The sequence below is a fragment of the Pseudomonas sp. SJZ103 genome (genome assembly GCF_007828335.1).
Classification (GTDB): domain Bacteria; phylum Pseudomonadota; class Gammaproteobacteria; order Pseudomonadales; family Pseudomonadaceae; genus Aquipseudomonas.
This window is the reverse complement of sequence record NZ_VIUN01000009.1, coordinates 13,730-37,056: the sequence shown is the minus strand read 5'-3', so window position 1 is coordinate 37,056 and position 23,327 is coordinate 13,730. Positions and strand designations below refer to the sequence as shown.

Below are 23,327 nucleotides of genomic sequence, written 5' to 3'. Positions count from 1 at the left end.
GATGGCCGTGAAAACCAGCTGGTATGAAGCCGACAGCCGCTTTATCCCAGGGCATTACCAACCCGCCACGCTGATCGACCTGGCCTTGTCCCGCGACATCGACAGCCATCGCCTGCTGCGCGGCACCGGGCTGTTTCACGAGGACATCCTGGCCGGCACCGCGCACCTGAGCCCGCAGCAGTTTTTCGGCTTGATCGGCAACAGCCGCAAGTTACTGGACGCCGACGACAGCAGCTTCCTGTTTGGCCAGCGCCTGCTACCCGGCTACTACGGTGCCGCCAGCCACGCCCTTGGCCATGCGCAGAACCTGCACCAGGCCCTGGAGATACTGATCCAGCAACAGGTGCTGCTCAGCCCGTTGGCCACCCTGCAACTGGAGCTGGATGAGCACCACGCCTACCTGTACTGGCTGGACAGTTGCGGCGCCGGCGAGCACTGGCGTTTCCTGCTGGAAGCCAGCATGACCTCGCTGGTTGCCATGAGCCAATGGCTCAGCGGCGAGCGCCTGCCGTGGACGTGCAGTTTCAGCCATGCCGAACCGCGTTATATCGAGCAGTACTGGGTGCACCTGGGCGAGAGCACGCGCTTCGAGCGCCCGCTGGACATGATGAGCATCCCGCGTGAATACCTCACCCGCACCTGGCCTGGCGCCTCGGCCACGGCCGGCCAGGTTGCGCGCCGCCAAGCCCGCGAGCAGATCGAACAATTGGGCTTTGCCAACAGCTTTCTCGACTGCCTCTACGAGTACCTGCGCGACCAGGTGCGCCAGCCGCCCAGCCTGGAACAGGCGGCACAGGCCTTCGCCATGAGCCCGGCGACCCTCAAGCGCAAGTTGCACAAGCACGACACCGGTTTTCAACAGCAGGTGGACCGGGTGCGCAAGCAGGTGGCGTTGCACTTGTACCAGGTCAAGGGCTACAGCAATGATGAAGTGGCGGCGTACCTGAACTTCAACGATGCGGCGAACTTCCGGCGTTCGTTCAAGCGCTGGACCGGCAGCACCCCGAACCTGATCCGCCAGCTGTTCAACAGCCGCTAGCCAGGCGTTCGCGCAAAAACTCCACCAGCGCCTGCACCGGCCGTGAGCTTTGCCGATGCTGGGGATACACCGCCGACAGGGTCAGGGCTTCGGGGGCAAAGTCATCAAGGACGGTGACCAGGCGCCCGTCCTTCAAGGCGTCGCCGACGATAAAGGTCGGCAGGTAGGTGACGCCCAGGCCGGCGACGGCGGTATCGCGCAGCAACTCGCCGTTATTTACGCGCATACGGCCGGTGACATTCAGCGCTTGCAGCTTGCCCTTGAAGCGCCATTGCACCTGGCGGCCATGGCCGTAGGGCAGGCAGTCGTGTTCGGCGAGGTCTTCGGGTTTAAGTGGTGTACCGCGCAGTGTCAGGTACTCGGGGCTGGCGCAATACACGCGCTCGATGCTGGCGATACGACGAGCTATGAGGGTGGAATCTTCCAGGGTGCCGATGCGCAGCACCAGATCGTAGCCCTCACCGATGAGATCCACCGGGCGGTCGCTGAGGTCAACTTCTACCGACACCTGGGGGTGGCGCTGCAAAAACAACGGCAACAGGCAACCCAGATGGGCCATGGCAAACGACAACGGCGCGCTGAGGCGCAGGGTGCCGCGCGGTTCGCTGTTCTGGCCGGCGATGCCCTGCTCCACTTGCTCGACTTCACCGAGCAGGCGCAAGGCGGATTCGTAGTAACTCTGGCCCAGGGGCGTGATATCCAGGCGGCGCGTGGAGCGGTTGAGCAGGCGCACGCCGAGGCGGTCTTCCAGCTGGATCAGGCGGCGGCTGACAAATTGCTTGGACAGGCCCAGCTGTTCGGCGGCGGCGGTGAAGCTGCCGGATTCCATGACCTGGCAGAACAGGCGCATGTCTTCGAAGGGGTTCATTGTCGCTTCTCGGTGGACAGTTTGGAGATTTATAACTGGATGGTCGCAACACCACAAATCAAATGTGGGAGGGGACTTGCCCCCGATTGCGGTGTGTCAGTCTCAATAGCTTTGACTGATACACCGCTATCGGGGGCAAGCCCCCTCCCACATTGATCACCTAAAGGCTTGAAAACCGGTTACTTGGCAGTGAACGCCGAGTAGCTGTTCATCAGGTTGCGGTAGTTGGGAATGCGCGGCGACAGCAGGTTGGCCAGGCCTTCCATGTCGTTGCGCCAGTCCACTTGCAGCTCGCAGGCCACGGCGAACCAGTTCACCAGTTGCGCACCGGCGGCGGTCATACGGGCCCAGGCGGCCTGCTGTACGGTTTCGTTGAAGGTGCCGGAGGCGTCGGTGACCACGAACACCTCGAAGCCTTCGTCGAGGGCGCACAGGGTCGGGAACGCTACGCACACATCCGTCACCACGCCAGCAATGATGATCTGCTTACGACCGGTAGCCTTGACCGCCTTGACGAAATCTTCGTTGTCCCAGGCGTTGATCTGGCCAGGACGGGCGATGTACGGCGCGTCCGGGAACAGCTCCTTGAGTTCCGGCACCAGTGGGCCGTTAGGACCGCCTTCAAAACTGGTGGTCAGGATGGTCGGCAGGTTGAAGAACTTCGCCACGTCGGCCAGGGCCAGTACGTTGTTCTTGAATTCGTTAGGGGAGAAATCCTGCACCAGTGAGATCAGGCCGGTCTGGTGATCGACCAACAGGACAACGGCGTCATCTTTGTTCAAGCGCGAGTAAGTCATGGGGTAACTCCTTTGGGTAGTGAAATCAGAAGGCAAAGCACGAGCAGCCAAACGCGCCCCAGAAACCCTGGAAGTCGCTGACCGGCACGCTGGAAAGGCGCGCTTTTTCGTGGCTGTGGGAATGCACGCCGCACGGGCCGCTGCATTGGTGTACTTGAGCTTGCAAAGGCGAACTCGGGCGCCAGTGCCCCGGCACCTTGACCACCGGCGACCAGTCCGGCAGCACCGGCACGCGTGGCGGTGCGAAGTCTTCAAAGTCGCCGGCGCCGTAGACCACCTTGCCGCCCACGACAGTGAGCACTGATTCGATCCACTTGATGGCTTCTTCATCGTCGCTGAAAAAGTCCGCCGACAGCGCCGCCACGTCCGCCAATTGGCCGACCTTGATCTGGCCTTTCTTGCCCTGCTCGGAGGAGAACCAGGCGCTGCCATGGGTGAACAGCTCCAGCGCGGTGAGGCGCGGCAGGCCTTCGGCGTGCAACTCCAGGCCGCCGACGGTGCGGCCGCTGACCATCCAGTACAGCGAGGTCCACGGGTTGTAGCTCGACACCCGCGTGGCATCGGTGCCCGCCCCTACCGGCACGCCTTCGGCCAGCATGCGCTTGATCGGTGGCGTGGCTTCGGCGGCCTTGGCGCCGTAGCGCTCGACAAAATATTCGCCCTGGAACGCCATGCGGTCCTGGATCGCAATACCGCCACCGAGGGCGCGGACCCGCTCGATATTCTTCGGGGTGATGGTTTCGGCATGGTCGAAGAACCACGGCAAGCCATTGAACGGGATGTCGCGGTTGACCTTCTCGAACACATCGAGCATGCGCGAGATGGACTCGTCATACGTGGCATGCAGGCGGAACGGCCAGCGCTGTTCCACCAGATGGCGCACCACCGGTTCCAGCTCCTGCTCCATGGTCAGCGGCAGGTCGGGACGGGGTTCGAGGAAGTCTTCGAAGTCGGCGGCGGAGAACACCAGCATCTCGCCGGCGCCGTTGTGACGCAGGTAGTCATCGCCCTGGTGCAGGGTGACGCTGCCGGTCCAGTTCTTGAAGTCGCTGAGTTCTTCCTTGGGCTTCTGGGTGAACAGGTTGTAGGCGATGCGCACCGTCAGCTGTTGATCCTTGGCCAGTTGCTCGATCACCGCGTAGTCATCGGGGTAGTTCTGGAAACCACCGCCGGCATCGATGGCGCTGGTCAGGCCGAGGCGATTGAGTTCACGCATGAACTGGCGGGTGGAGTTGACCTGGTATTCCAGCGGCAGTTTCGGGCCTTTGGCCAAGGTCGAGTAGAGGATCATCGCGTTGGGTCGCGCCACCAGCATGCCGGTGGGGTTGCCGTTGCTGTCGCGCACGATCTCGCCACCCGGCGGGTTTGGCGTGTCCTTGGTGTAACCGGCCACGCGCAGGGCGGCGCGGTTGAGCAAGGCGCGGTCATACAGGTGCAGCACGAACACCGGGGTGTCCGGTGCGGCCTGGTTGAGTTCTTCCAGGGTGGGCATGCGTTTTTCGGCGAACTGGAATTCGTTCCAGCCACCCACCACCCGCACCCATTGCGGCGTAGGGGTACGGTCGGCCTGCTCCTTGAGCATGCGCAGGGCATCGGCCAGGGACGGCACGCCTTCCCAGCGCAGCTCGAGGTTGTAGTTCAGCCCGCCACGGATCAGGTGCAGGTGCGAGTCATTGAGGCCGGGGATCACGGTGCGGCCCTTGAGGTCGATGACCTGGGTACCGCTGCCACGCAGGGCCATGGCCTCGCCATCGGTGCCGACGGCAACAAAGCGCCCCTCGCGGATGGCGACGGCGGTTGCCCGCGGGTTTTCACGGTCCACGGTGTGGAACTGGCCATTGAACAGAATCAGATCGGCGTTCATAGGGTTTCCTTTACAGAGGCTTCAAGCCAGGGAGCGAACAGGCGAGTGGCGGCCGGCATCAGCAGGTAGACCACCAGCAGGACGATGGTCACGGTGACCAGGAAGGTCGCGACCACATAGTTGGACAGGAACGGGTGCAGGCCGAGGATCGGACCCCACACGATCGGCACCAACAAGGTCAGCGGCAGGATCACGCACAGGGTGACCACCGCCTGCTTCCAGCGCGGCGGCTTGGCGGCGCTGTCAGCCAGGGGCGTGAACCAGAATTCGTTGACCGCACCGATTTCGGTCTTGTCGCCGTCGGCCAGCATCGGCGTGGCTTCGGCGATCAGGGTGTTGCGCTCGGGGGAATTGAGCCAGGTTTCCAGGTCAGCGGTGGAGCGGTAGCGCAATACGCAGGTGAACAGCGTCAGGCCGCTCTGTTTGCTGCGCACTACGTCGACACCGAGGTGGCCGGGACGCTCGCCGGCGATACGTACGGTACGGCGTAGCCAGGCTTCGTAGTCGGCTTCGCGGCCTGCCTTGATCAGGTGTTTCACGACCAGGGTGACGATTTCGTCGGGCCCTGTCTGTGGTGCTGGGTCCATGGGATGCCCCTCTGCCTTGAAATGTCAGCGATGAGGGGAGTTTGCCGGGGCCAGCGTTGGGAAAATTGGATATACGTGCTGTTTAAGCGGGGCGCTGGAAGGGTGTCACCAGCCTTCTTTCAGCATGCGCAACTCCAGGTGCTGCAACAGCATGATGGTCTTGCCGTCGGCGATCTCGCCGCTCTGCACCATGACCAGTGCCTGCTCGAAACCCAGCTCCAGCACCTCGATGTCCTCGCCCTCCTCTTCCAGGCCGCCGCCACTGCCGACCTGGTCTCCTGGCTGGTATTCGCCGAGAAAAAAATGAATCCGCTCAGTGACCGACCCCGGGCTCATGAACGCCGCATAGATCTTCTCCACATGCCCGACGCGATAACCGGTTTCCTCCTCCGCCTCCAGGCGAATGCGCTCTTCGGGGCTGGCGTTGTCCAGCAACCCCGCCGCCGCTTCAATCAGGTAACCGGGGTAGTCATTGACGAAGGTGGGCATGCGGAACTGGCGAATCAGCAACACCGTGCGTTGCTCACGGTTGTACAGCAGGATGGTCGCGCCATTGCCGCGGTCATACACCTCGCGGGTCTGGGCTTGCCAACTGCCGTCGCGGCGACGCAGGTCGAAGCTGTATTTTTTCAGCAGGTACCAGTTGTCCGAGAGGGTCTCTTCGGCGGTGATGCGAACGGGGCTGTTGTCCATGGCTGGCTCTTTTCCAAAGGGGTGATCGGGGTTCACGCTTGTTTGATGCGAGGCCACGCGGCCGCAACTTCTTCAGCACTGCCGGCGTGGATCCGCGCCAGGTTGCGCGGGTAATCCACACCAGGATTCTCAGTGAAGCGCGTTGCGGTGAATTGACCGTTGCTGGCCCGCAGGATGTAGCCGGTGTCCTCGCACTGTGTGGAGGCGAGGAACAACACGCCTGGGGTTACCCAATCAGGCTTGAGCTCGTCGGGTTCCTCGGTCACGCCCCACATCCGCGTCTTGGCCACCGGCGAAATCGCATTGACCCGGATGCCGGCCTCGGCGCCCTCTTGGCTCAGCGCGTTCATGATCCCCAGTTGCGCCATCTTGCCGGCGCTGTAGGCCACCAGGCCGGTCTGCTCGTATTGTGCGTACATGGCGCGGTCGGAGGTGGTGAGGATAATGCGTGGTGCGGTTGAACGCAGCAGATGCGGCCAGGCGTGTTTGCACAACCAAAGTGGCGCGTAGAGGTTGATGTCCATGGCCCGCTGCAGGAACGCGGCATCCAGGTCCTGGATGTTCTGGTAACCCACCCAACCGGCGTTGTGAATCAGGATATCGAGTTGACCGAAGGCCTCGACGGCATATGCAACCAGTTGCCGGCAGCCCTCGTGGGTGGACAAGTCACCGCCATGCGCGATCACCGCCAGCCCTTCGGCCTGCAAGGCTTCTGCCGCCGCCTTGACCACCGAGGCATCGTTGCCGGCGCCCACCTTGTCAGCGCCGATATCGCTGATCACCACCCGGGCACCGCCCAGGGCCAGTGCCCGTGCATAACTGAGTCCCAACCCGCGCGCACCGCCGGTGACGATGGCGGTTTTACCTGTGAAATCCATGTGCTTGCTCTCCTGTTCGGCCGCCTACCCTAACAACCGGTGTACGGGTTGTTCAATGCTGTAACACTTTGCAAGCAATCGCCGTGGGCGGCCGTCGAATTTATACCTGCCTGTGTAGGCCATCTGGTAAAACCCCCACTTCACCTTTGCCCTGGAATCTTCATGCCCTCACGTTTTCTATCGCGCCTGAGCCTGCGCTGGTTTCCCCTGCTGTGCATGGCACTGTTGATCGTCGGCCTGCCAGTGGGCTGCGCGGTGCTGCAACACAAGGAGCGCGAGCTGGTGTTTCGCATCGAGCCCGGCACCGCCAGTTGGTACAGCGGTTTGCCCAAGGCGGTGCAGGAATTCGAACTCAAGCCCGCCAGTTTCAAATCGGGGCAGAACATTCATGGCTGGTGGTACCCGGCAGCCAACAAGGACGCGCCGGCGATCCTCTACTTGCACGGCGTACGCTGGAACCTCACCGGGCAGCTGTTTCGCATCGAGCAATTGCACGCCCTGGGTTACTCGGTGCTGGCCATCGACTATCGCGGTTTCGGCCAGAGCCATGGCGAACTGCCGTCGGAAACCACGGTGTATGAAGATGCACGCATCGCCTGGGAACGTTTCCAGGTGCTGCAACCGGACCCCGGCAAACGCCTGATCTACGGGCACTCACTCGGCGGCGCGGTGGCCATCGACCTGGCGGCGGAGCTGGGCCGGCAAACGCCGCTGCCGGTGCGTGGGCTGGTGATCGAGTCCACCTTCACCTCCCTGGCCGATGTGGCCGCAGCGGTAGCCAATACATCGCTACCGGTGCGCTGGCTGCTGTCGCAGAAGTTCGACTCCATCGACAAGATTGCCGACATTCACATGCCGCTGCTGGTGGTCCATGGCCTGGACGACCGCTACGTGCCGCCGCGTTTCAGCGAGCAACTATTTGAAGCGGCCCGGCAACCCAAACGCCTCTTATTGGTGCCGGGTGCCAGCCATAACAACAGCATGAGCCTGGCCGGTGGCAGCTATCGCCAGGCACTCAATAACCTGATGCAAGCGAAGATGCCAGCACAGGTGGTCACCCACACTCCAGGTCATAACAACGAGTCATAAATCTGCTTTTCGGCACTGGGTTCGCGCTTGGCTGTCAAGCGCAAACCCTGCCCATACTGGACATGGCCGGCAGTTGATCAAATATTAACCTTTGGTTAAATCGCCAACCCTGCCGGGCGTTCGCAAAGTTATCCACAGAGATACCCACGGTTTTCGTGGACAACTCTTTTTATTTTTTTACGATTTTTTTGCTCACTAAACGGTTTCGGGGAATGTACCCGGCAGCAAAATCTCGCGATTCACATCGCGTATATCGTTATAGCCACACAGTGCCATCGTTACGTCCAGCTCACGGGCGATGATGTCAAGCGCCTTGGTCACCCCCGCTTCGCCCATCGCGCCCAAGCCATACAAATGCGGGCGACCGATCATGGTGCCTTTGGCGCCGAGTGCCATCGCCTTGAGCACGTCCTGACCGGAGCGAATGCCGCCGTCCAGCCACACTTCAATCCGCTCACCCACCGCGTCGACAATCGCCGGCAACTGGCTGATGCTCGACGGCGCACCATCCAACTGGCGGCCACCGTGGTTGCTCACCACCAGTGCGTCGGCACCGGAATTGGCGGCCAGGCGCGCGTCCTCAACATCGAGGATGCCCTTGATGATCAGCTTGCCGCCCCAGCACTGCTTGATCCATTCCACATCGTCCCAGCTCAGGCGCGGGTCGAATTGCTGGGCGGTCCACGATGACAGCGAGCTCATGTCCGCCACACCCTTCACATGCCCGACGATATTGCCGAAGCCACGCCGTTGGGTGCCGAGCATGCCCATCACCCAGCGCGGCTTGGTGGCCATGTTGAGGATGTTCGGCAAGGTCAGCTTGGGCGGTGCAGACAGGCCGTTGATCAAGTCCTTGTGGCGTTGCCCGAGGATCTGCAGGTCCAGGGTCAGCACCAGTGCATCCACACCGGCCGCCTTGGCACGTTCGATCAATTGCTCGACAAATGCGCGGTCGCGCATCACATACAGCTGGAACCAGAACGGCTTGCCGACCTGTTCAGCGATGTCTTCGAGGGAGCAGATACTCATGGTCGACAAGGTGTAGCGCAGGCCAAACGCAGCGGCGGCGCGGGCGGTAAGAATCTCGCCATCGGCATGCTGCATACCGGCCAGGCCGGTCGGTGCGAGGGCCACCGGCATGGCCATGTCCTGGCCGATCATGCTGGCTCGGATCGAGCGTTCATCGATATTGCGCGCCACGCGCTGGCGGAATTTGATCCGGGCAAAATCGCTTTCATTGGCGCGGTAGGTGCTCTCAGTCCAGGACCCGGAATCGGCGTAATCGTAGAACATCCGTGGCACACGCTTTTGCGCCAGCTTGCGTAAATCTTCGATGGTTGTAATCAACGACATCTAGGTCACCTCTCCCTGAACTGAGCACAAAGAGTAACCGCCCCTCGGGTGGGCAACCAGCCATTGCGTTTATATCGACTGCGGACTAATCTCGCACAAACCCGCAAAAAAGCGCACAAACATGCATAACACCCATCAAGCCATCGACCTGCCTTCCCTGCGCAAACAAAAGATCCTGTTATTGCTGGAACGCGACGGCAAAGTCACCGCCTCGGAACTGGTGGAACACTTCGCCGTGTCCCAGGACACCATCCGCCGCGACCTCGGCGAACTCGCCGCCGCCGGCCTGTTGCAGCGCGTGCACGGTGGCGCCCTGCCCCGGCCCAAGGACACCGGCAAGGACTTCTTCACCCGGGTCGGCGAGACCAATGAAGCCAAGCGTCAACTTGCACAACTCGCCGCTGACCAGGTGCAGGACGGCCAGATTGTGCTGTTCGATTCCGGCTCCACCACGTTGCAGATCGCCCAGTCATTGCCGCGCTCGATCCGCCTGACCGTCGTCACGCCGTCACCGATGATCGCCATCGCCCTGGCCGACCATCGCGATGTAAAAGTGATTCTCGCCGGCGGCCAACTCAACCCGGCCACCTTGTCTACCAGCGGCCAGGAAAGCGTGCGCCTGATCCAGAGTATCAAGGCCGACCTGCTGTTTACCGGGGTGTGCGCACTGCATCCGCAAGTGGGCATCAGCTCGCTGCATTTTGACGAGGTCGCGGTCAAACAGGCCCTGCTCGACAGCGCGTCCCATGTGGTGGCGGTGACCCTGGCGGACAAACTCGGTGCGGTGGAACCGTTTGTGGTGGCGCCGTGCAACCGTATTCACACGTTGATCACGGAGTGGCATGTGCCGAGTGTGGAGGCGTATGAGCAGTTAGGGTTGGAGGTGTTGCGGGTGGAGGTCGAGTAGCAGCAGGGCATCAAATAGCTGTGTGGCGGATTGGCTTTTGTGACTGGCAGACTTGTTGTGGCCAGCAAGTTTATTGTGGCGAGCGGGCTTGCCCCGCGTTGGGGCGCGTAGCGGCCCCACATAAGGTCACCGCCACTATCCTGCCTAAACGCGGTGGCAGGTTTCAGGGCCGCTTCGCAGCCCAACGCGGGGCAAGCCCGCTCGCCACAAAAAAAGCTCGCTCACCACGACAAGCTCGATAGCCACAACAAGCCTGCTCACCACGACAGCACCTTCGCCGCATCCCGCATGAAAATCTCGATGGTCTTGGGCCCCACGCCGTCAAATTCACCCAGGCGTTTTTCGAACGCCTGGCGGTTTTCGCTGGCACTGCCAATGTGGCTGATCTTGCCGGCGTACTCGGCGTTGAGCTTGGCACTCAGGTCCAGCAGGCGCTGCGCGGTGCTTTCGTCGTACCGCACGTAGTGAGCACGCCCGAGCATGGAGACCAGCTCTCGGGAGGTGCAATGTTGCAGCTTGCGCGCAGTATCACGCCCCTCTTCCTCAACGATCACCTTGTACGCCTGTGCCGCGATGGGGGCCTGGATGCGCTTGCCCATCAGGAAGCTGGCGACAAACCACTTGAACAGGCTGCTGTCATCCTCCGGCTTGAGCTCGATACCCAGTTCCGACGCAGTAATGGCACGGGCCATGTTCAGTGGCCCAGCTTGCGCTCGGCCTTGGCGGCCTGCTCGTTGATGGCATCGGCCTGGCGTTCAGTGTCTTTGATCGAGGTGGGCGTCAACACTTTATCGACGGTTTCGGTCTTTGGATTCGGGCGTTCCAGGGTCTGGCCTTTGGCAGCTTTATCAGTGCCTTTCTGAGCATCTTCAGAGCTGATCGGCGCGGGGGTTTTGTCGGCAGTCATGGTCTCTCTCCAAGGGGTTGAAGGCCCACGAAAAAGTGCGGGCACGTATGCAGCAGAGGCCGGTGGATTTAGATAGTTCAAGGAAATTGCCCGCGCCAAACCGCCGGCGAAATAAGCGCAAATTAATTTAAACCTTTGCCGCCCGGACTCGATCCACTCTCCCATATCGCTTCTTTAATCCACCCCTCAGGAGACACTCGATCATGAGTTCACACCTTAACGGCAAGAAAATTTTGATCATCACCTCCAACACCGGTATCGAGCGCGACGAGCTGCTCAAACCCCTGGACGCCTTGCGCGGCTACGGCGCCACGGTAACCCACGCTTCCAGCAAAGGCGGCACCACCCAGACCTTCGTCGGCGACACCGAGAAAGACAAAACAGTGGAGTCCGAGGTGCAGCTGTCGGACGTCGTCAGCGGCGACTTTGACGCCCTGGTCATCCCTGGCGGTACCGTCAATGCCGATACCCTGCGCCAGGATGCGGCGGCGCTGCGCCTGATCAAGGACTTCGCCGACGCCGGTAAAACCATCGCCGCGATCTGCCACGGCCCATGGACGCTGATCGATGCCGGCGTGATCAAGGGCAAGACCCTGACCTCCTATAAGAGCGTGCGCATCGACCTGGAAAACGCCGGCGCGGCTGGATGGGTGGATGCCGAGGTCAAGCAATGCCAGGCCAATGGCTGGACGTTGATCACGTCGCGTACGCCGGATGATTTGCCGGCGTTCAACGAAGCGATTGCCAAGGCTGTCGCTGGTTGAACGGTCGCTGTTGAACGTAAACAGGCGCCTCTCGGCGCCTGTTTTTTTTCCCCAAGCCCTTCAGTTCTTACGCTGCTCCGGCATCTCACGCTTGGGCCCGAACATCGCCCACGCAATCAAGCCAAACAACGGCACAAAGATCAGGATCACCAACCACAAGCCCTTGCTCTCCCAACCACCGGTGCTGCGCAGGACGATATTGATCGCCCACAACTCCAACAGCAGCAGAATCACCGCCAAGCCGATCCAGATATATTGAATTTCCATGCTTCACCTCCTAGGTCGTATGCATTAGGTCAAGCATCGGCCGCGAGGGTTCATTTAAATTTTCCGACGTTGTGGAATGCAACGCGCCGCAGCGCCGACCATGCAACCTGCACGACAATCGCCCCCCCTGATCACATATAACCTGTTGAATTAACGAATAATTTAAAAACTGCTCAAGTTGGTACACCTGATGCACCTGTCAACTGGACGAGGTGTGCATGTCGACACGCCCTGAAATGCCCGTGAGGTGTCACCGATGAATGCCATTGATCTGCTCAAAGCCGACCACGAACGCGTGAAGGCCCTGTTGACTCAACTGAGTGAGTCCACTGAACGCGGGGTTAAAAAACGCACTGAATTGCTGGCCAAGCTGGAAGCGGAAATCAGCCTGCACACCAAGCTGGAAGAAGAAATCCTCTACCCGGCATTCAGGAAGGCTGGCGGCAAGGAACAGGACATCATGTACCACGAGGCCAAGGAAGAGCATCGCACCGTCGACGCCCTGGTACTGCCCGACCTGAAGCAAACCGAACCTTCGACCACCGAGTTTTCCGGCCGCGTCAAAGTGGTCAAGGAATTGCTGGAGCACCATATCGAAGAAGAGGAAACCGAGATGTTCCCGCAGGCTAAAAAGCTGCTGGGCAAGGCGCTGCTTGAAGAGTTGGGCGCTGAAATGGAAGCCATGAAAGCGGCGCATAAAAAGTTGCAGTCGAGCAAGCCTATGGCGGCTTGATCGAGGCATGACAAGAGCCTGGAATTCATCCAGGCTCTTGATACATCCACACGATAGGGGATAGCGTCATGAAGACCAGATCGTCCCAACGGATTGTGCTTATCGTCGGCCTGTCAGCCCTGCTCACCGGCCCCGCCCTCGCCGCCTTTGGCGATAACCCTGAACCTGCCTCCAACGCCTTGAGTGGCGACAGCGCCGCCGGCTCCGCCCTGCCACCGGGGACCTACCCCAGCAGCCCTTCCGACAGCGACAAAAAAACCAAGGACACCGCCAAACCGCCGAGCAAACCCGCCAGGCCGGCTGACACCCATAAAGACGGCAAGGAAAAACCCCGCTCAGGCAGCTGACGGTTCATCCGCAACCGGCGGCTCGGGTGCAAGCCCCCAGTCGCCATGCTCGTACCAGTCGTCCCCGATCATCTCGGCCGGGTGCATGGTGCGGTCGGCGCCATTGCCGCACGCCAGGTCGGTGGCGGCACAGTAGCGATCACAGCCCCAACAGATACGTTCAGGATGCTTGGGGTGCAGCGGAAAAGGCTTGGCCATGCGTGGACTCCCTGGCGACGAACACTCCCAGCAACCTACCCCGATAAAACCTGTACAACCTTGACCGGCATCAAGCCTGGCCAAGATGAAATATCCTCGAAACTTGACAGGAATCATTATTATTTACGGCTGACCTTCCTAGACTCGGGTTCTCTCTCCTCACCCGTCAGGAAGCCTCGATGCGTAGCCCTTCTTTGTTGTCCCTTGCCCTGCTGCTGAGCACCTCCGTGGTGTTTGCCAAGGAGTACCCCATCGGCGAACCACAACACTGCCCCGGCCTGGAAATCGGCGCGGTGTATCTGCAACCGATCGAGATGGCACCCGCCGGCATGATGCGCGCCACGGCCGATTCCGATGTGCACCTGGAGGCCGACGTACGCGCCACGGCGGACAATGCCCAAGGGTTTCAGGAAGGCAGTTTCGTGCCCTACCTCAACCTGTCTTTCACCCTGAAGAAACAAGGCAGCGACACCCCCATCAGCGGTGATTTCCACGCCATGGTCGCCAATGACGGGCCGCACTATGGCGATAACGTCAAGCTGCAAGGCCCCGGCAAATACACCCTCACCTTCAGCGTATTGCCGCCCACCGGCCATCACTCCCTGGGTCGTCATACCGACAAGGAAACCGGGGTCGCCCCGTGGTTCGAACGCTGCGAGGTGCATTACGAATTCGTCTACGCCGGCATCGGCAAAAAAGGCGGCTATTGATGCGCCGCGCCCTGTTGCTGGGCGGCCTGCTACTAAGCGGCGCGGCGATGGCAGCGCCGTTGCCCACCTATGAGTTGAGCCTGCAGGACGGCCATTTCGACCCGCCACAACTGGTGGTCAAGGCCGATGAGCGTTTCAAGATCGTGCTCAAGAACATCGGCCAAGGCCCGGCCGAATTCGAAAGCACGCCCCTGCGGGTGGAGAAGGTGTTGTCTGCGGGGGTGACCACCTTTGTGGTGATCCACCCGCTCAAGCCGGGGTTGTACCCGTTCTTCGACGAGTTCAACCCACAGTTGCCCGAAGGCAGCATCCTCGCCGAATAGGAGCCGTTGATGAACCAATCGATGTTTATTGTCTGGCGTGAAAGCGTCGAGGCCCTGCTGGTGATCGGCATTCTGCAAGCCTGGATCAGCCGCCAGGCCGGCCATGCGCAACTGGCCCGCTTCCTCTGGGCCGGGGTGCTGCTGGGGTTGTTGTGTTCGGCCGGTCTGGCCGGTTTGATGCTGTGGGCCGGTGACACCATGACCGGTCCACAGGGCGAGTGGCTGCAAGCGGCGCTGACCCTGTTGGCCAGCGGCTTGATGGTGCAGATGGTGTTCTGGATGCACCGCAACGCGGCCACGCTCAAACACACCCTGGTACGCGAAGCCGATGAGCGCCTGGCGCGCCAGGGCGGCTGGGGCGTGCTGTTACTGGCGCTGCTGGCGGTGAGCCGCGAAGGCAGTGAAACCGTGGTGTTTTTGTATGGTGCCGGGGCGCGCCTGCACGAGGAGGCGCAAGGCCTGTTCGCCGTCGGCGGCGTGCTCGGCCTGGCATTGGCGGGGCTCACCGTGCTGCTGTTGCGCGGCAGTCGGCGCTTTATCTCCTGGTCACTGTTTTTCGCCCTCAGCGAGGCGCTGCTGTTGCTGCTCGGCGGTGCATTGCTGGTGGCGGCCGTGGATCGCATCAGCGGGCAACTGCTGGGCATGGACATGCCCGAGTGGGCCTACGCCGCCTTCGGTGACAGCCGCTGGGACAGCAGCGCACTGCTCAGTGACAGCCACGGCCTGGGCGCACTGCTGGCCGACTTTGCCGGCTACCGTGCGGCCCCCAGCCTTATCACCGTGTTGGTACTGCTCGGCTACTGGCTCTGGGTGGGCAACGGCCTGCGTCGCGCCCGGCACGCGGCATGAGTTGGCTGCAGCAACTGGGCGATGGCATGCGCCGCCATGCCCGGCTGATCCGTGCCATGCAATGGGCGGTGGTGCTGGTCTACGCCGTATTGCTGGTGCTGCCCACCGTGCTGCCGTTGCCGGATAGCCAGGCGCGTGTGGTGAACAACCTGACGCTGCTCGCGCAATTTATCTTCTGGGGGATCTGGTGGCCGTTCGTGTTGCTGTCGATGGTGCTGTTCGGGCGCCTGTGGTGCGGCGTGCTGTGCCCGGAAGGTTCACTGAGCGAATGGGCCAGCCAGCACGGGCGCGGCCTGGGCATACCGCGCTGGCTGCGTTGGGGCGGCTGGCCGACCCTGGGCTTTTGCCTCACCACGCTCTACGGCCAGTTGATCAGCGTGTACGACTACGCCCAGGCAGCGTTGCTGATCCTGGGCGGCTCGACGTTGGCGGCGGTGGTGGTCGGCCTGTTGTTCGTGCGCGGCAAGCGCGTGTGGTGCCGTTACCTGTGCCCGGTGAGCGGCGTGTTCGCCCTGCTCGCCCGCCTGGCGCCGCTCCATTTCGCCGTGGATGAACAACGCTGGAAAGCCAACAGCGCCCCGCGCCTGCCTCTGCCCAACTGCGCGCCACTCCTGGACATCCGCCGCCTGCAAGGCGCCAGCGACTGCCACGCCTGTGGCCGTTGCAGCGGGCAACGCGGCGCGGTGCAACTGATCGCCCGCTCGTGCAATCAAGAGATTCTGCAGGCACCGCGCCAACCCGGCTCGCCATGGGATGCGCGCCTGCTGCTGTTTGGCGTGATCGGCCTGGCCATGGGCGCGTTCCAGTGGACCGTAAGCCCGTGGTTTATCGCGCTGAAACAGACACTCGCCGAATGGCTGGTGAGCCGCGACTGGGTATGGCTGCTGCAAGACAACGCGCCGTGGTGGCTGCTCACGCACTACCCGCAACTCAACGACAGCTTCAGCTGGCTCGATGGCCTGTGCATCGTGCTGTACCTGGGTGGCAGCGCACTGCTGATCGGCGGTGGCTGCTGGCTGCTGCTGCGCCTGGCCGCGTATGTGGCCGGAGATCGCGCACTGTTTCGGCCCTTGGCACTGACGCTCACGCCCCTGGGTGGTGCAGGGCTGTTCCTGGGGCTGTCGGCGACGACGGTGAAGTTGTTGCGTTATGAAGGGTTGGCATTGGCGTGGGTGCAACCGGCGCGCGCACTGATGCTGAGCGCCGCGATTGGCTGGTGCTTGTGGTTGGGGTGGCGACAGCTCCAGGGGCTGGAAACCCGGCGCCGTTGCCTCGGGTGGTTGTGCGTACTGCTGAGTAATGGGCTGGTGGGGTGTGGCTGGTGGTTGCAGTTCTGGGGGTGGGCTGGCTGATGCACACCGATCCAGATGTGGGAGGGGGCTTGCCCCCGATGAGCATGGGTATCTGTGGCGCGGGCGCTTGCTCCCGTGGCGGCCTTCGGGCCGACCATGTCGTTGGGGTTGGAATAAGTACATATCCATTGTTGCGGTCACGGCTGCTTAGGGTTCCGCCCTTACGGCGGGTCACTTTGGAAAAGAGCCCCAAAGTAACCAAAGGGCTCTTGCCCCACCACTCGGTACCTCGCCTAGGCTCGGTATGCCCTCACTCCGGCTTGAATCCGTGGGCCGCCGTCATGGGCCATCCTTGGCCCAGGACGGCTAACCCGGCGTCCTGCCGGGTTACCCACGGATTCAAGCCTGCGTTCGGCCAGCGTGGTTAACGGGGCGCCTAGGATCAAGATCAAAAGCCAGAGCAAAAGCAGACCGAGGTCCATCTGATATATGGAGATCCAAATGTGGGAGGGAGCTTGCCCCCGATAGCGGTGAGTCAGTCAACCCAAGTATCACTGACCCACCCTCATCGGGGGCAAGCCCCCTCCCACAGTTTTGACCGCACCAGCCGAAGTTACACCTTGAACCGCGCCACCGTCTGATGCAGCGTCCCCGCCATCCCGGCCAGGTCATGCCCTGCCGTCTCGGTGTGTATGGCGCCCTGCAACACCTGCTGCGACAGGTTGCGAATGCCCACCAGGTTGCGATCCACTTCCCGCGCCACCAGTGCCTGTTCTTCGGTGGCGCTGGCAATCATCATATTGCGTTCGTTGATCTGCGAGATCGACCGGGTGATTTCGTCCAGCGCCTCTCCCGAGCGTTGCGCCACGCTCAAGGTCGCCTGTACCCGCTCGCTGCTGCTGTGCATGGCGGCCACGGCGTGTTCGGTGTCCTGGCGGATATTGCCGATCATCTGCTCGATCTCCTGGGTCGAGGTCTGGGTGCGATGGGCCAGTGCGCGCACTTCATCGGCGACTACCGCAAAACCTCGCCCGGCATCCCCGGCGCGGGCCGCTTCGATGGCCGCGTTCAACGCCAACAGGTTGGTCTGGTCGGCAATGCTGCGGATCACTTCGAGCACGCTGCTGATGTCTTGCACGCGGCCGGCCAGTTGCTGGATACGCTCCGAGGTTTCCACCACACCGGTGGCCAAGGTGTTGATCGACGCCACGGTTTCCTGCACCTGCGCCTGTCCACGCTGGGCGGTCTGCTCCGACAGGCGCGAGGCTTCGCTGGTGCTCACGGCATTGCGTGCCACTTCGTCGACGGCGGCAGTCATTTCATTCACCGCGGTGGCGGCCTGTTCGATTTCCTGGCCCTGCAACTGCAGGCTGCTGCTGGTCTGGCTGCTGACCGCGCTCAACTCTTCCGACGAACTGGCCACGCCGTCCACCGACGCCGCGATATGCCGGACCATCTGGTTAAGGTTCTGCTGCATCTGATGCAGATTGCGCATCACACTGCCGTCGATACTGTTGCCCAACGGCACCTCGATGGTCAGGTCACCCTCGGCGATGTGGCTCAACACCCGCGCCACTTCATCCGGCTCGCCGCCCAGCGGCCGGGTGACGCTGCGCGTGACGATCACCGCCGCCGCCACCACCAGGGCCAGGCACAGCAGGAACAGCCCGAGCATATTGCGTCGGGCCTCGTCATAGAGGATTTGCGCGGCCTGCTGGCGTTCGGCGAACAGCCTTCCTTGCATGGCCATCAACGCATCCAGGCTCTTGAACACTTCCAACTCGGCGGGCATCACCTGTTGCTTGAGCTGGGCCAGGCCCTGCTCGCGCGCGCCCTGTCGGATCAGCGCCTGCACCTGGGTGAAGGCCGCCACGTAGGCCTCACGGTGGGTTTTCAAGGTGGCATAGGCCGCCTTGCCTTCAGCGGTGTCGAGCAGCGGCTCAAGGGTAGCGAACGCCTGGGTGATGCGTTCGCGCGTGGTGCCGATGGAGGCCTGGGCCTGTTGGTTGTCCTGGTCGATCAGCAGGTCGCGGGTGTTGCGCCCGTTATCGCGCACCCCGGTGGCAATCACCATGATCGGCGCGATCCTGGGCCAGTCCTGCTGCACGATCTGCTCGGATTGCTGCTTGAGGGTTGCCAGATCGTGAAGGGCGTAAAACACCAAGCCGGCCAGCGCCAACGGCGCAATCGCGAAACCGATGACAATGCGTTGTGCCGTGGTTAATTGCTTCATTGTGCTATTCCCTGATGAAAACCTGCCCGTCATGGGCAGCATCTATAAAAATCCGGTGAGGGCACGCATCACCCTCGCAATACAAAAGCAGGAAACAATTCGCGCAATCGGCCCCATAACTCCGGCAATGCGGCCTGTGCGGGTGAGCTCGACAATTGCGCATCGAGCATGCTGGCCGTGCGCACCATTTGCACCGCAAAGCGTTGCACACCGTTGGCTTGCAAACGCTGGGCCAGCAACAACAACCGAGGGGGGTCGATCAAATGCCAATGCACCGTGGTGCGGCACTCGTATTCCACACCGCTGGCCAACAGGGTGTCGAGGCTGCGCCAGTTGGCGGCACCGCTGTTCCTGACCTGGGTAATCAACTGGCAATCCTCGGCCAGCGCCTTGACGTCAAAACCGACCCAGTCGGCATGGCGCAACGCATTGGCAAATCCTGCCGGCTTGATCCCGGCACTGTGCAGGCCGACGCGAAAGCCCATCGCCCGCACTTCATCCATGGCCGCCGGCAAGCCTTCCTGCAAGGTCGGCTCGCCACCACTGAACACCACGGCGTCGAGCAGGTCCTTGCGCCGCTGCAAAAACAGCAACACCCGGCGCCAATCCACCTCCGTGCTGCCGCGCGGTGGGATCAGGTCCGGGTTGTGGCAGTAACGACAGCGCCAGGCACAGCCCTGGCAAAACAGCACACAGGCGAGCATGCCGGGGTAGTCGAGGGTGGTCAGGGGCACCAGGCCCCCGATCCGTAGCGCTCGACTCATTGGCGCCCGGCCACGGCGGCCGTTTCAGTGAAATGCACCCGTTCCTTGTGCTCGGATTGTTTGCCGGGATTGAACGCCGACACGGGCCGGTGATAGCCCATCACCCGGGTCCAGACTTCGCAGCGCTGACGTTGTGGCTGGGATGTTTGCATGGTGAATCTCCTTGCGGGTTGGAAGATCGGTTCAATGCGCAGCGGCAAGTGCCAGCACTTCATCGCACTTGGGACAGAACTCATGCTCACCGGCGAGGTAGCCGTGCACCGGGCAGATCGAGAACGTCGGGGTGATCGTCAGGTACGGCAGGCGGAAACGCCCCAACGCCTTGCGCACCAGTTGCTTGCAGGCCTGGGCCGAGGAAATCTGCTCGGCCATGTACAGGTGCAACACGGTGCCGCCGGTGTATTTGCATTGCAGTTCGTCTTGCAGCTCCAGGGCTTCGAAGGGGTCTTGGGTAAAGCCCACCGGCAATTGCGAGGAGTTGGTGTAGTACGGCGCGACGTCGCTGCCGGCCTGCAGGATGTCCGGATAGCGCTTGCGGTCTTCCTTGGCGAAGCGGTAGGTGGTGCCTTCCGCCGGCGTGGCTTCGAGGTTGTAGAGGTGGCCGGTGTCTTCCTGGAAGCGCAGCAAGGTGGCGCGTACATGGTCGAGCAGCTTGAGGGCAAACGCGCGGCCCTCTTCGGTGTGCATGCCCTGCTCGTCGCCGGTGAAATTGCGCAGCATCTCGTGCATGCCGTTGAAGCCGATGGTGGAGAAGTGATTGCGCAAGGTGCCGAGGTAACGCTTGGTGTACGGGTACAAGCCGGCGTCCATATGGTGCTGGATCACCTTGCGCTTGACCTCCAGGCTTTCCATGGCCATGTCCATCAGGCTGTCCAGGCGTTGCAACAGGCCTGAGGTGTCGCCCTTGAACAGGTAACCCAGGCGCGCGCAGTTGATCGTCACCACGCCGAGGCTGCCGGTCTGCTCCGCCGAACCGAACAACCCACCGCCGCGCTTGAGCAGCTCGCGCACGTCCAGTTGCAGGCGGCAGCACATCGAGCGCACCTGGTTGGGTTGCATATCGGAATTGAGGAAGTTCTGGAAATACGGCAGGCCGTAGCGCGCGGTCATCTCGAACAGGCGGTCGGCGTTCTCGCTGTCCCAAGGGAAATCGTGGGTAATGTTGTAGGTGGGAATCGGGAACGTGAACACCCGGCCCTTGGCATCGCCGGCCTGCATCACTTCGATATAGGCGCGGTTGATCAGCTCCATTTCCGCTTGCAGGTCGCCATAGGCAAACGGCATTTCCTCCCCACCGATCACCGGCACCTGCTCGCGCAGATCTTCCGGGCACACCCAGTCGAAGGTCAGGTTGGTAAACGGCGTCTGGGTGCCCCAGCGCGACGGTACGTTGAGGTTGTAGATGAACTCCTGCACCGCCTGGCGCACCTCGGCGTAGCTCAGTTGATCCTTGCGCACATAGGGCGCCAGGTAGGTATCGAACGAACTGAACGCCTGGGCGCCGGCCCATTCGTTTTGCAGGGTGCCGAGGAAGTTGACCATCTGCCCCAGGGCGCTGCTCAAGTGCTTGGGCGGCCCCGCTTCGACACGGCCCGGCACACCATTAAGGCCTTCGTGCAGCAGTGAACGCAGCGACCAGCCGGCGCAATAACCGGCGAGCATGTCCAGGTCATGGATATGCAAATCCGCCTCGCGGTGCGCGCGGCCGATCTGCTGGCTGTAGACCTCGTCGAGCCAATAGTTGGCAGTGACCTTGCCCGACACGTTCAACACCAGCCCACCCAGGGAGTAGCCCTGGTTGGCATTGGCTTGCACGCGCCAGTCTTCGCGGTCGAGGTATTCGTTCATCGAGGTGGCGACTTCCACCAGGGTCTTGCGGTCGCGACGCAGGCGGCCGTGTTGTTCGCGGTAGACGATATAGGCGCGCATGGAGAGGAAGTAGCCGGCGTCCATCAGTACGCGTTCGACGCTGTCCTGGATTTGTTCGACGTCCAGGTGTTCGATGCCCCTCAGGCGGGCCAGGACGGCGCCCAGTAACAGGTCGACGTCGGCCTCCTGGTACTCGCCGGTGGCGGTGCCGGCGGCGATCAGGGCGTGGTGGATTTTTTCGGCGTTGAAGGGGACCAGGCTGCCGTCGCGTTTGTGTAGGCGGGTGCTGACCAACGGGGTGAGCGTGTTTTGCATTTTCCGGGCTCCAGGCACTACATATAGATGTTTTTAGGCTTTAAGACACAATATGCAGTGAGGTTACGGAGAATGGGGTGGGGATCCCTTGATCGGGGTCAAGGTTTTTTGATTGGGGGTATATCCGTTATTTGGGTAACGGCGGCTTAGGGTTCCGCCCTTACGGCGGGTCACTTTTGGAAAAGAGCCCCAAAAGTAACCAAAAGGGCTCTTGCCCCAACACTCGGCACCTCGCTTAGGCTCGGTGTGCCCTCACTCCGGCTTGAATCCGTGGGCCGCCGTCATGGGCCATCCTTGGCCCAGGACGGCTAACCCGGCGTCCTGCCGGGTTACCCACGGATTCAAGCCTGCGTTCGGCCAGCGTGTTTGACGGGGCGCCCAGGATCAAGATCAAAAGCCAGAGCAAAAGCAGAGCAAAAGCAGACCGAAGTCCATCTGATATATGGAGATCCAAATGTGGGAGGGGGCTTGCCCCCGATAGCGCCGGGTCAGTAAAAAATAAGTGACTGACACTCCCTCATCGGGGGCAAGCCCCCTCCCACATTTTTTACCGAGTACACCAGACACAAAACCGGTCGGCTCTAAGGCCGCCGCGCTTTGGCTTCTGATCTCAAATCGCCCCGTCAAACACGCTGGCCGAACACAAGCGTTGGAGCGTAGCTACCCCGGCAGGCCGAAGTAATGGGTATGCACTCACCCCCCACTCATATTCATAAACCGCACCACCTGCACCTCCCCCGCCCCACTGAAATCATGCCGCAACGGCTTGCCCTTCAACCCCCTGTGCAGCGCCTCAACCAACGGCCCATCCGCCAACGGATAGCGCCGTAACAAAGCGCGAAAATCCAGCGCATCCTCCTGCCCCAGGCACAACAGCAACTGCCCTTCCACCGTCATCCGTACCCGATTACAACTGCCACAGAAATTATGCGAATTAGGCGAAATAAACCCCACCCGCGTCCCCGGGTGCCCCGCCAATCGCACATACCGCGCTGGCCCTCCGCTGTTCTCGGTGCTATCGATCAGCCCATGCTCACGGGCAATCACCGCCCGTACTTCATCGCTGGAGCAGAACGTCTCCCCCCGCGACCGCCCCACGTCCCCCAGGGGCATTTCCTCGATAAAACTGATGTCGACACCCTGGTCAATGGCATACCGCACCAACGCCGGGACCTCGTCAAAATTGCGCCCCTTCATCACCACGCAGTTGAGCTTGACCCGCTCGAACCCCGCCTCCCGCGCGGCCTCGATACCGTCCAGCACCTGGCGCAGATCACCGTTGCGGGTAATTGCGCGAAAGCGCTGCGTATCCAGGCTGTCGAGGCTGATGTTCATGCGTTTGACCCCCGCCTCTACCAACGGCCGCGCCAACCGCGCCAACTGCGAGCCATTGCTGGTCATCACCAGTTCACGCAAGCCCGGCAGCGCCGCGATGTTGCGGCACAAACCGACAATGCCCGGGCGAATCAACGGTTCGCCCCCGGTCAGGCGGATCTTGCGTACGCCCTGCCCCACAAACAGCGCGGCCAGGCGTTCCAGTTCTTCCAGGGTCAGCACCTGCTGGCGCGGCAGGAATGTCATGTTTTTCGCCATGCAGTACACACAGCGAAAATCGCAACGGTCGGTCACCGACAAGCGCAGGTAATCGATCGAACGGCCCACCCCATCCACCAGGCTCATG

The 23,327-nt window shown here is 61.8% G+C and carries 26 protein-coding genes; 10 read left to right on the top strand and 16 right to left on the bottom strand.

Going from position 1 to position 23,327, the window contains the following annotated elements; all coding sequences use genetic code 11:
• The first annotated feature begins 1 nt into the window (after position 1).
• Positions 2–1,039: an AraC family transcriptional regulator gene (locus FBY10_RS19315; RefSeq protein ID WP_145337466.1), complete on the top strand. Its 1,038-nt coding sequence runs from the start codon at positions 2–4 to the stop codon at positions 1,037–1,039.
• Here the strand turns inward: FBY10_RS19315 and FBY10_RS19310 are convergent.
• From FBY10_RS19310 to FBY10_RS19285, 6 genes are all read right to left on the bottom strand, one after another.
• Positions 1,026–1,907, bottom strand: a complete 882-nt coding sequence (locus tag FBY10_RS19310) for a LysR family transcriptional regulator (protein WP_131699229.1) — start codon at positions 1,905–1,907, stop codon at positions 1,026–1,028. The genes FBY10_RS19315 and FBY10_RS19310 overlap by 14 nt on opposite strands.
• Positions 1,908–2,086: 179 nt before the next feature.
• Positions 2,087–2,704, bottom strand: a complete 618-nt coding sequence (gene ycaC, locus FBY10_RS19305) for an isochorismate family cysteine hydrolase YcaC (RefSeq protein WP_131699228.1) — start codon at positions 2,702–2,704, stop codon at positions 2,087–2,089.
• 25 nt (positions 2,705–2,729) lie between these two features.
• Positions 2,730–4,568 (bottom strand): amidohydrolase, encoded by a 1,839-nt coding sequence (locus FBY10_RS19300; protein WP_145337465.1) that lies wholly within the window; start codon positions 4,566–4,568, stop codon positions 2,730–2,732.
• Complete coding sequence (locus tag FBY10_RS19295; protein ID WP_145337464.1) at positions 4,565–5,155, bottom strand: antibiotic biosynthesis monooxygenase; 591 nt, start codon at positions 5,153–5,155, stop codon at positions 4,565–4,567. Before FBY10_RS19295 ends, FBY10_RS19300 begins: the two co-directional genes overlap by 4 nt.
• A gap of 105 nt (positions 5,156–5,260) precedes the next feature.
• Positions 5,261–5,848, bottom strand: a complete 588-nt coding sequence (locus tag FBY10_RS19290; protein WP_145337463.1) for an NUDIX domain-containing protein — start codon at positions 5,846–5,848, stop codon at positions 5,261–5,263.
• 32 nt (positions 5,849–5,880) lie between these two features.
• On the bottom strand, positions 5,881–6,726 hold the full coding sequence (locus FBY10_RS19285; RefSeq protein WP_145337462.1) for an SDR family NAD(P)-dependent oxidoreductase: 846 nt from the start codon (positions 6,724–6,726) through the stop codon (positions 5,881–5,883).
• 162 nt (positions 6,727–6,888) lie between these two features.
• Between FBY10_RS19285 and FBY10_RS19280 the strand changes: the two genes are divergently transcribed.
• Positions 6,889–7,815: an alpha/beta hydrolase gene (locus FBY10_RS19280; protein ID WP_131699223.1), complete on the top strand. Its 927-nt coding sequence runs from the start codon at positions 6,889–6,891 to the stop codon at positions 7,813–7,815.
• Between the two features lie 195 nt (positions 7,816–8,010).
• On the opposite strand, the gene FBY10_RS19275 is transcribed toward FBY10_RS19280, so the two are convergent.
• Complete coding sequence (locus FBY10_RS19275) at positions 8,011–9,168, bottom strand: alpha-hydroxy acid oxidase (protein ID WP_145337461.1); 1,158 nt, start codon at positions 9,166–9,168, stop codon at positions 8,011–8,013.
• A gap of 121 nt (positions 9,169–9,289) precedes the next feature.
• On the opposite strand from FBY10_RS19275, the gene FBY10_RS19270 reads away from it, so the two are divergent.
• Entirely contained in the window at positions 9,290–10,075 is a 786-nt protein-coding gene (locus FBY10_RS19270) for a DeoR/GlpR family DNA-binding transcription regulator (RefSeq protein WP_145337460.1), read from the top strand.
• A 257-nt stretch (positions 10,076–10,332) separates the two neighbouring features.
• On the opposite strand, the gene FBY10_RS19265 is transcribed toward FBY10_RS19270, so the two are convergent.
• Both FBY10_RS19265 and FBY10_RS19260 read right to left on the bottom strand, forming a co-directional pair.
• Entirely contained in the window at positions 10,333–10,767 is a 435-nt protein-coding gene (locus tag FBY10_RS19265) for a DNA methylase (RefSeq protein ID WP_145337459.1), read from the bottom strand.
• A 2-nt stretch (positions 10,768–10,769) separates the two neighbouring features.
• Complete coding sequence (locus tag FBY10_RS19260; protein ID WP_145337458.1) at positions 10,770–10,982, bottom strand: hypothetical protein; 213 nt, start codon at positions 10,980–10,982, stop codon at positions 10,770–10,772.
• A 203-nt stretch (positions 10,983–11,185) separates the two neighbouring features.
• Between FBY10_RS19260 and FBY10_RS19255 the strand changes: the two genes are divergently transcribed.
• A complete protein-coding gene (locus tag FBY10_RS19255; protein ID WP_145337457.1) occupies positions 11,186–11,746 on the top strand; it encodes a type 1 glutamine amidotransferase domain-containing protein in 561 nt (186 codons plus the stop codon).
• Between the two features lie 60 nt (positions 11,747–11,806).
• Here FBY10_RS19255 and FBY10_RS19250 read toward each other — a convergent pair whose 3' ends face one another.
• Positions 11,807–12,013, bottom strand: coding sequence for a PLDc N-terminal domain-containing protein (locus tag FBY10_RS19250; protein WP_145337456.1), 207 nt, complete (start codon positions 12,011–12,013; stop codon positions 11,807–11,809).
• Positions 12,014–12,269: 256 nt separating this feature from the next.
• Here FBY10_RS19250 and FBY10_RS19245 point away from each other — a divergent pair, with 256 nt between their 5' ends.
• Positions 12,270–12,746: a hemerythrin domain-containing protein gene (locus tag FBY10_RS19245; protein ID WP_145337455.1), complete on the top strand. Its 477-nt coding sequence runs from the start codon at positions 12,270–12,272 to the stop codon at positions 12,744–12,746.
• 68 nt (positions 12,747–12,814) lie between these two features.
• On the top strand, positions 12,815–13,093 hold the full coding sequence (locus FBY10_RS19240; RefSeq protein ID WP_131699215.1) for a hypothetical protein: 279 nt from the start codon (positions 12,815–12,817) through the stop codon (positions 13,091–13,093).
• On the opposite strand, the gene FBY10_RS19235 is transcribed toward FBY10_RS19240, so the two are convergent.
• Positions 13,082–13,291: a DUF3079 domain-containing protein gene (locus FBY10_RS19235; RefSeq protein ID WP_053130271.1), complete on the bottom strand. Its 210-nt coding sequence runs from the start codon at positions 13,289–13,291 to the stop codon at positions 13,082–13,084. The genes FBY10_RS19240 and FBY10_RS19235 overlap by 12 nt on opposite strands.
• Positions 13,292–13,470: 179 nt before the next feature.
• Here FBY10_RS19235 and FBY10_RS19230 point away from each other — a divergent pair, with 179 nt between their 5' ends.
• The 4 genes from FBY10_RS19230 to FBY10_RS19215 are packed head-to-tail and all read left to right on the top strand — an operon-like array spanning position 13,471 to position 16,525.
• A complete protein-coding gene (locus FBY10_RS19230) occupies positions 13,471–14,001 on the top strand; it encodes an iron transporter (RefSeq protein ID WP_131699214.1) in 531 nt (176 codons plus the stop codon).
• Positions 14,001–14,324: a cupredoxin domain-containing protein gene (locus FBY10_RS19225; protein WP_131699213.1), complete on the top strand. Its 324-nt coding sequence runs from the start codon at positions 14,001–14,003 to the stop codon at positions 14,322–14,324. Before FBY10_RS19230 ends, FBY10_RS19225 begins: the two co-directional genes overlap by 1 nt.
• Positions 14,325–14,333: 9 nt before the next feature.
• Positions 14,334–15,173 carry an FTR1 family protein gene (locus tag FBY10_RS19220; RefSeq protein ID WP_145337454.1) on the top strand — a complete coding sequence of 280 codons (840 nt, stop codon included), beginning with the start codon at positions 14,334–14,336 and terminating at the stop codon, positions 15,171–15,173.
• On the top strand, positions 15,170–16,525 hold the full coding sequence (locus FBY10_RS19215) for a 4Fe-4S binding protein (protein WP_145337453.1): 1,356 nt from the start codon (positions 15,170–15,172) through the stop codon (positions 16,523–16,525). The genes FBY10_RS19220 and FBY10_RS19215 overlap by 4 nt, the downstream gene beginning before the upstream one ends.
• A gap of 553 nt (positions 16,526–17,078) precedes the next feature.
• Here FBY10_RS19215 and FBY10_RS19210 read toward each other — a convergent pair.
• The 5 genes from FBY10_RS19210 to moaA all read right to left on the bottom strand — a co-directional run bounded on the left by FBY10_RS19210 (position 17,079) and on the right by moaA (position 23,326).
• Positions 17,079–18,698, bottom strand: a complete 1,620-nt coding sequence (locus FBY10_RS19210; RefSeq protein WP_145338833.1) for a methyl-accepting chemotaxis protein — start codon at positions 18,696–18,698, stop codon at positions 17,079–17,081.
• A gap of 68 nt (positions 18,699–18,766) precedes the next feature.
• On the bottom strand, positions 18,767–19,462 hold the full coding sequence (locus FBY10_RS19205) for an anaerobic ribonucleoside-triphosphate reductase activating protein (protein WP_145338834.1): 696 nt from the start codon (positions 19,460–19,462) through the stop codon (positions 18,767–18,769).
• On the bottom strand, positions 19,459–19,614 hold the full coding sequence (gene nrdD, locus FBY10_RS19200) for an anaerobic ribonucleoside-triphosphate reductase (RefSeq protein WP_027607168.1): 156 nt from the start codon (positions 19,612–19,614) through the stop codon (positions 19,459–19,461). Before nrdD ends, FBY10_RS19205 begins: the two co-directional genes overlap by 4 nt.
• 31 nt (positions 19,615–19,645) lie before the next feature.
• The gene (locus tag FBY10_RS19195) at positions 19,646–21,646 is read right to left on the bottom strand and encodes a ribonucleoside triphosphate reductase (protein ID WP_145338835.1); all 2,001 of its coding nucleotides are present in this window, start codon (positions 21,644–21,646) and stop codon (positions 19,646–19,648) included.
• A 693-nt stretch (positions 21,647–22,339) separates the two neighbouring features.
• On the bottom strand, positions 22,340–23,326 hold the full coding sequence (gene moaA / locus FBY10_RS19185; RefSeq protein ID WP_145338836.1) for a GTP 3',8-cyclase MoaA: 987 nt from the start codon (positions 23,324–23,326) through the stop codon (positions 22,340–22,342).
• Position 23,327 lies beyond the last annotated feature (1 nt).

Bases quoted from the DNA above. Each gene is read 5' to 3' on its own strand.
- FBY10_RS19235 (WP_053130271.1), bottom strand. From the start codon at position 13,291: ATGGCCAAGCCTTTTCCGCTGCACCCCAAGCATCCTGAACGTATCTGT.
- FBY10_RS19275 (WP_145337461.1), bottom strand. From the start codon at position 9,168: ATGTCGTTGATTACAACCATCGAAGATTTACGCAAGCTGGCGCAAAAG.
- FBY10_RS19245 (WP_145337455.1), top strand. From the start codon at position 12,270: ATGAATGCCATTGATCTGCTCAAAGCCGACCACGAACGCGTGAAGGCC.
- FBY10_RS19255 (WP_145337457.1), top strand. From the start codon at position 11,186: ATGAGTTCACACCTTAACGGCAAGAAAATTTTGATCATCACCTCCAAC.
- nrdD (WP_027607168.1), bottom strand. From the start codon at position 19,614: ATGCAAACATCCCAGCCACAACGTCAGCGCTGCGAAGTCTGGACCCGG.
- FBY10_RS19205 (WP_145338834.1), bottom strand. From the start codon at position 19,462: ATGAGTCGAGCGCTACGGATCGGGGGCCTGGTGCCCCTGACCACCCTC.
- FBY10_RS19280 (WP_131699223.1), top strand. From the start codon at position 6,889: ATGCCCTCACGTTTTCTATCGCGCCTGAGCCTGCGCTGGTTTCCCCTG.
- FBY10_RS19300 (WP_145337465.1), bottom strand. From the start codon at position 4,568: ATGAACGCCGATCTGATTCTGTTCAATGGCCAGTTCCACACCGTGGAC.
- FBY10_RS19220 (WP_145337454.1), top strand. From the start codon at position 14,334: ATGAACCAATCGATGTTTATTGTCTGGCGTGAAAGCGTCGAGGCCCTG.
- FBY10_RS19225 (WP_131699213.1), top strand. From the start codon at position 14,001: ATGCGCCGCGCCCTGTTGCTGGGCGGCCTGCTACTAAGCGGCGCGGCG.
- FBY10_RS19210 (WP_145338833.1), bottom strand. From the start codon at position 18,698: ATGAAGCAATTAACCACGGCACAACGCATTGTCATCGGTTTCGCGATT.
- FBY10_RS19265 (WP_145337459.1), bottom strand. From the start codon at position 10,767: ATGGCCCGTGCCATTACTGCGTCGGAACTGGGTATCGAGCTCAAGCCG.
- FBY10_RS19295 (WP_145337464.1), bottom strand. From the start codon at position 5,155: ATGGACCCAGCACCACAGACAGGGCCCGACGAAATCGTCACCCTGGTC.
- FBY10_RS19315 (WP_145337466.1), top strand. From the start codon at position 2: ATGGCCGTGAAAACCAGCTGGTATGAAGCCGACAGCCGCTTTATCCCA.
- moaA (WP_145338836.1), bottom strand. From the start codon at position 23,326: ATGAGCCTGGTGGATGGGGTGGGCCGTTCGATCGATTACCTGCGCTTG.
- ycaC (WP_131699228.1), bottom strand. From the start codon at position 2,704: ATGACTTACTCGCGCTTGAACAAAGATGACGCCGTTGTCCTGTTGGTC.
- FBY10_RS19195 (WP_145338835.1), bottom strand. From the start codon at position 21,646: ATGCAAAACACGCTCACCCCGTTGGTCAGCACCCGCCTACACAAACGC.
- FBY10_RS19285 (WP_145337462.1), bottom strand. From the start codon at position 6,726: ATGGATTTCACAGGTAAAACCGCCATCGTCACCGGCGGTGCGCGCGGG.
- FBY10_RS19270 (WP_145337460.1), top strand. From the start codon at position 9,290: ATGCATAACACCCATCAAGCCATCGACCTGCCTTCCCTGCGCAAACAA.
- FBY10_RS19230 (WP_131699214.1), top strand. From the start codon at position 13,471: ATGCGTAGCCCTTCTTTGTTGTCCCTTGCCCTGCTGCTGAGCACCTCC.
- FBY10_RS19260 (WP_145337458.1), bottom strand. From the start codon at position 10,982: ATGACTGCCGACAAAACCCCCGCGCCGATCAGCTCTGAAGATGCTCAG.
- FBY10_RS19215 (WP_145337453.1), top strand. From the start codon at position 15,170: ATGAGTTGGCTGCAGCAACTGGGCGATGGCATGCGCCGCCATGCCCGG.
- FBY10_RS19310 (WP_131699229.1), bottom strand. From the start codon at position 1,907: ATGAACCCCTTCGAAGACATGCGCCTGTTCTGCCAGGTCATGGAATCC.
- FBY10_RS19290 (WP_145337463.1), bottom strand. From the start codon at position 5,848: ATGGACAACAGCCCCGTTCGCATCACCGCCGAAGAGACCCTCTCGGAC.
- FBY10_RS19240 (WP_131699215.1), top strand. From the start codon at position 12,815: ATGAAGACCAGATCGTCCCAACGGATTGTGCTTATCGTCGGCCTGTCA.
- FBY10_RS19250 (WP_145337456.1), bottom strand. From the start codon at position 12,013: ATGGAAATTCAATATATCTGGATCGGCTTGGCGGTGATTCTGCTGCTG.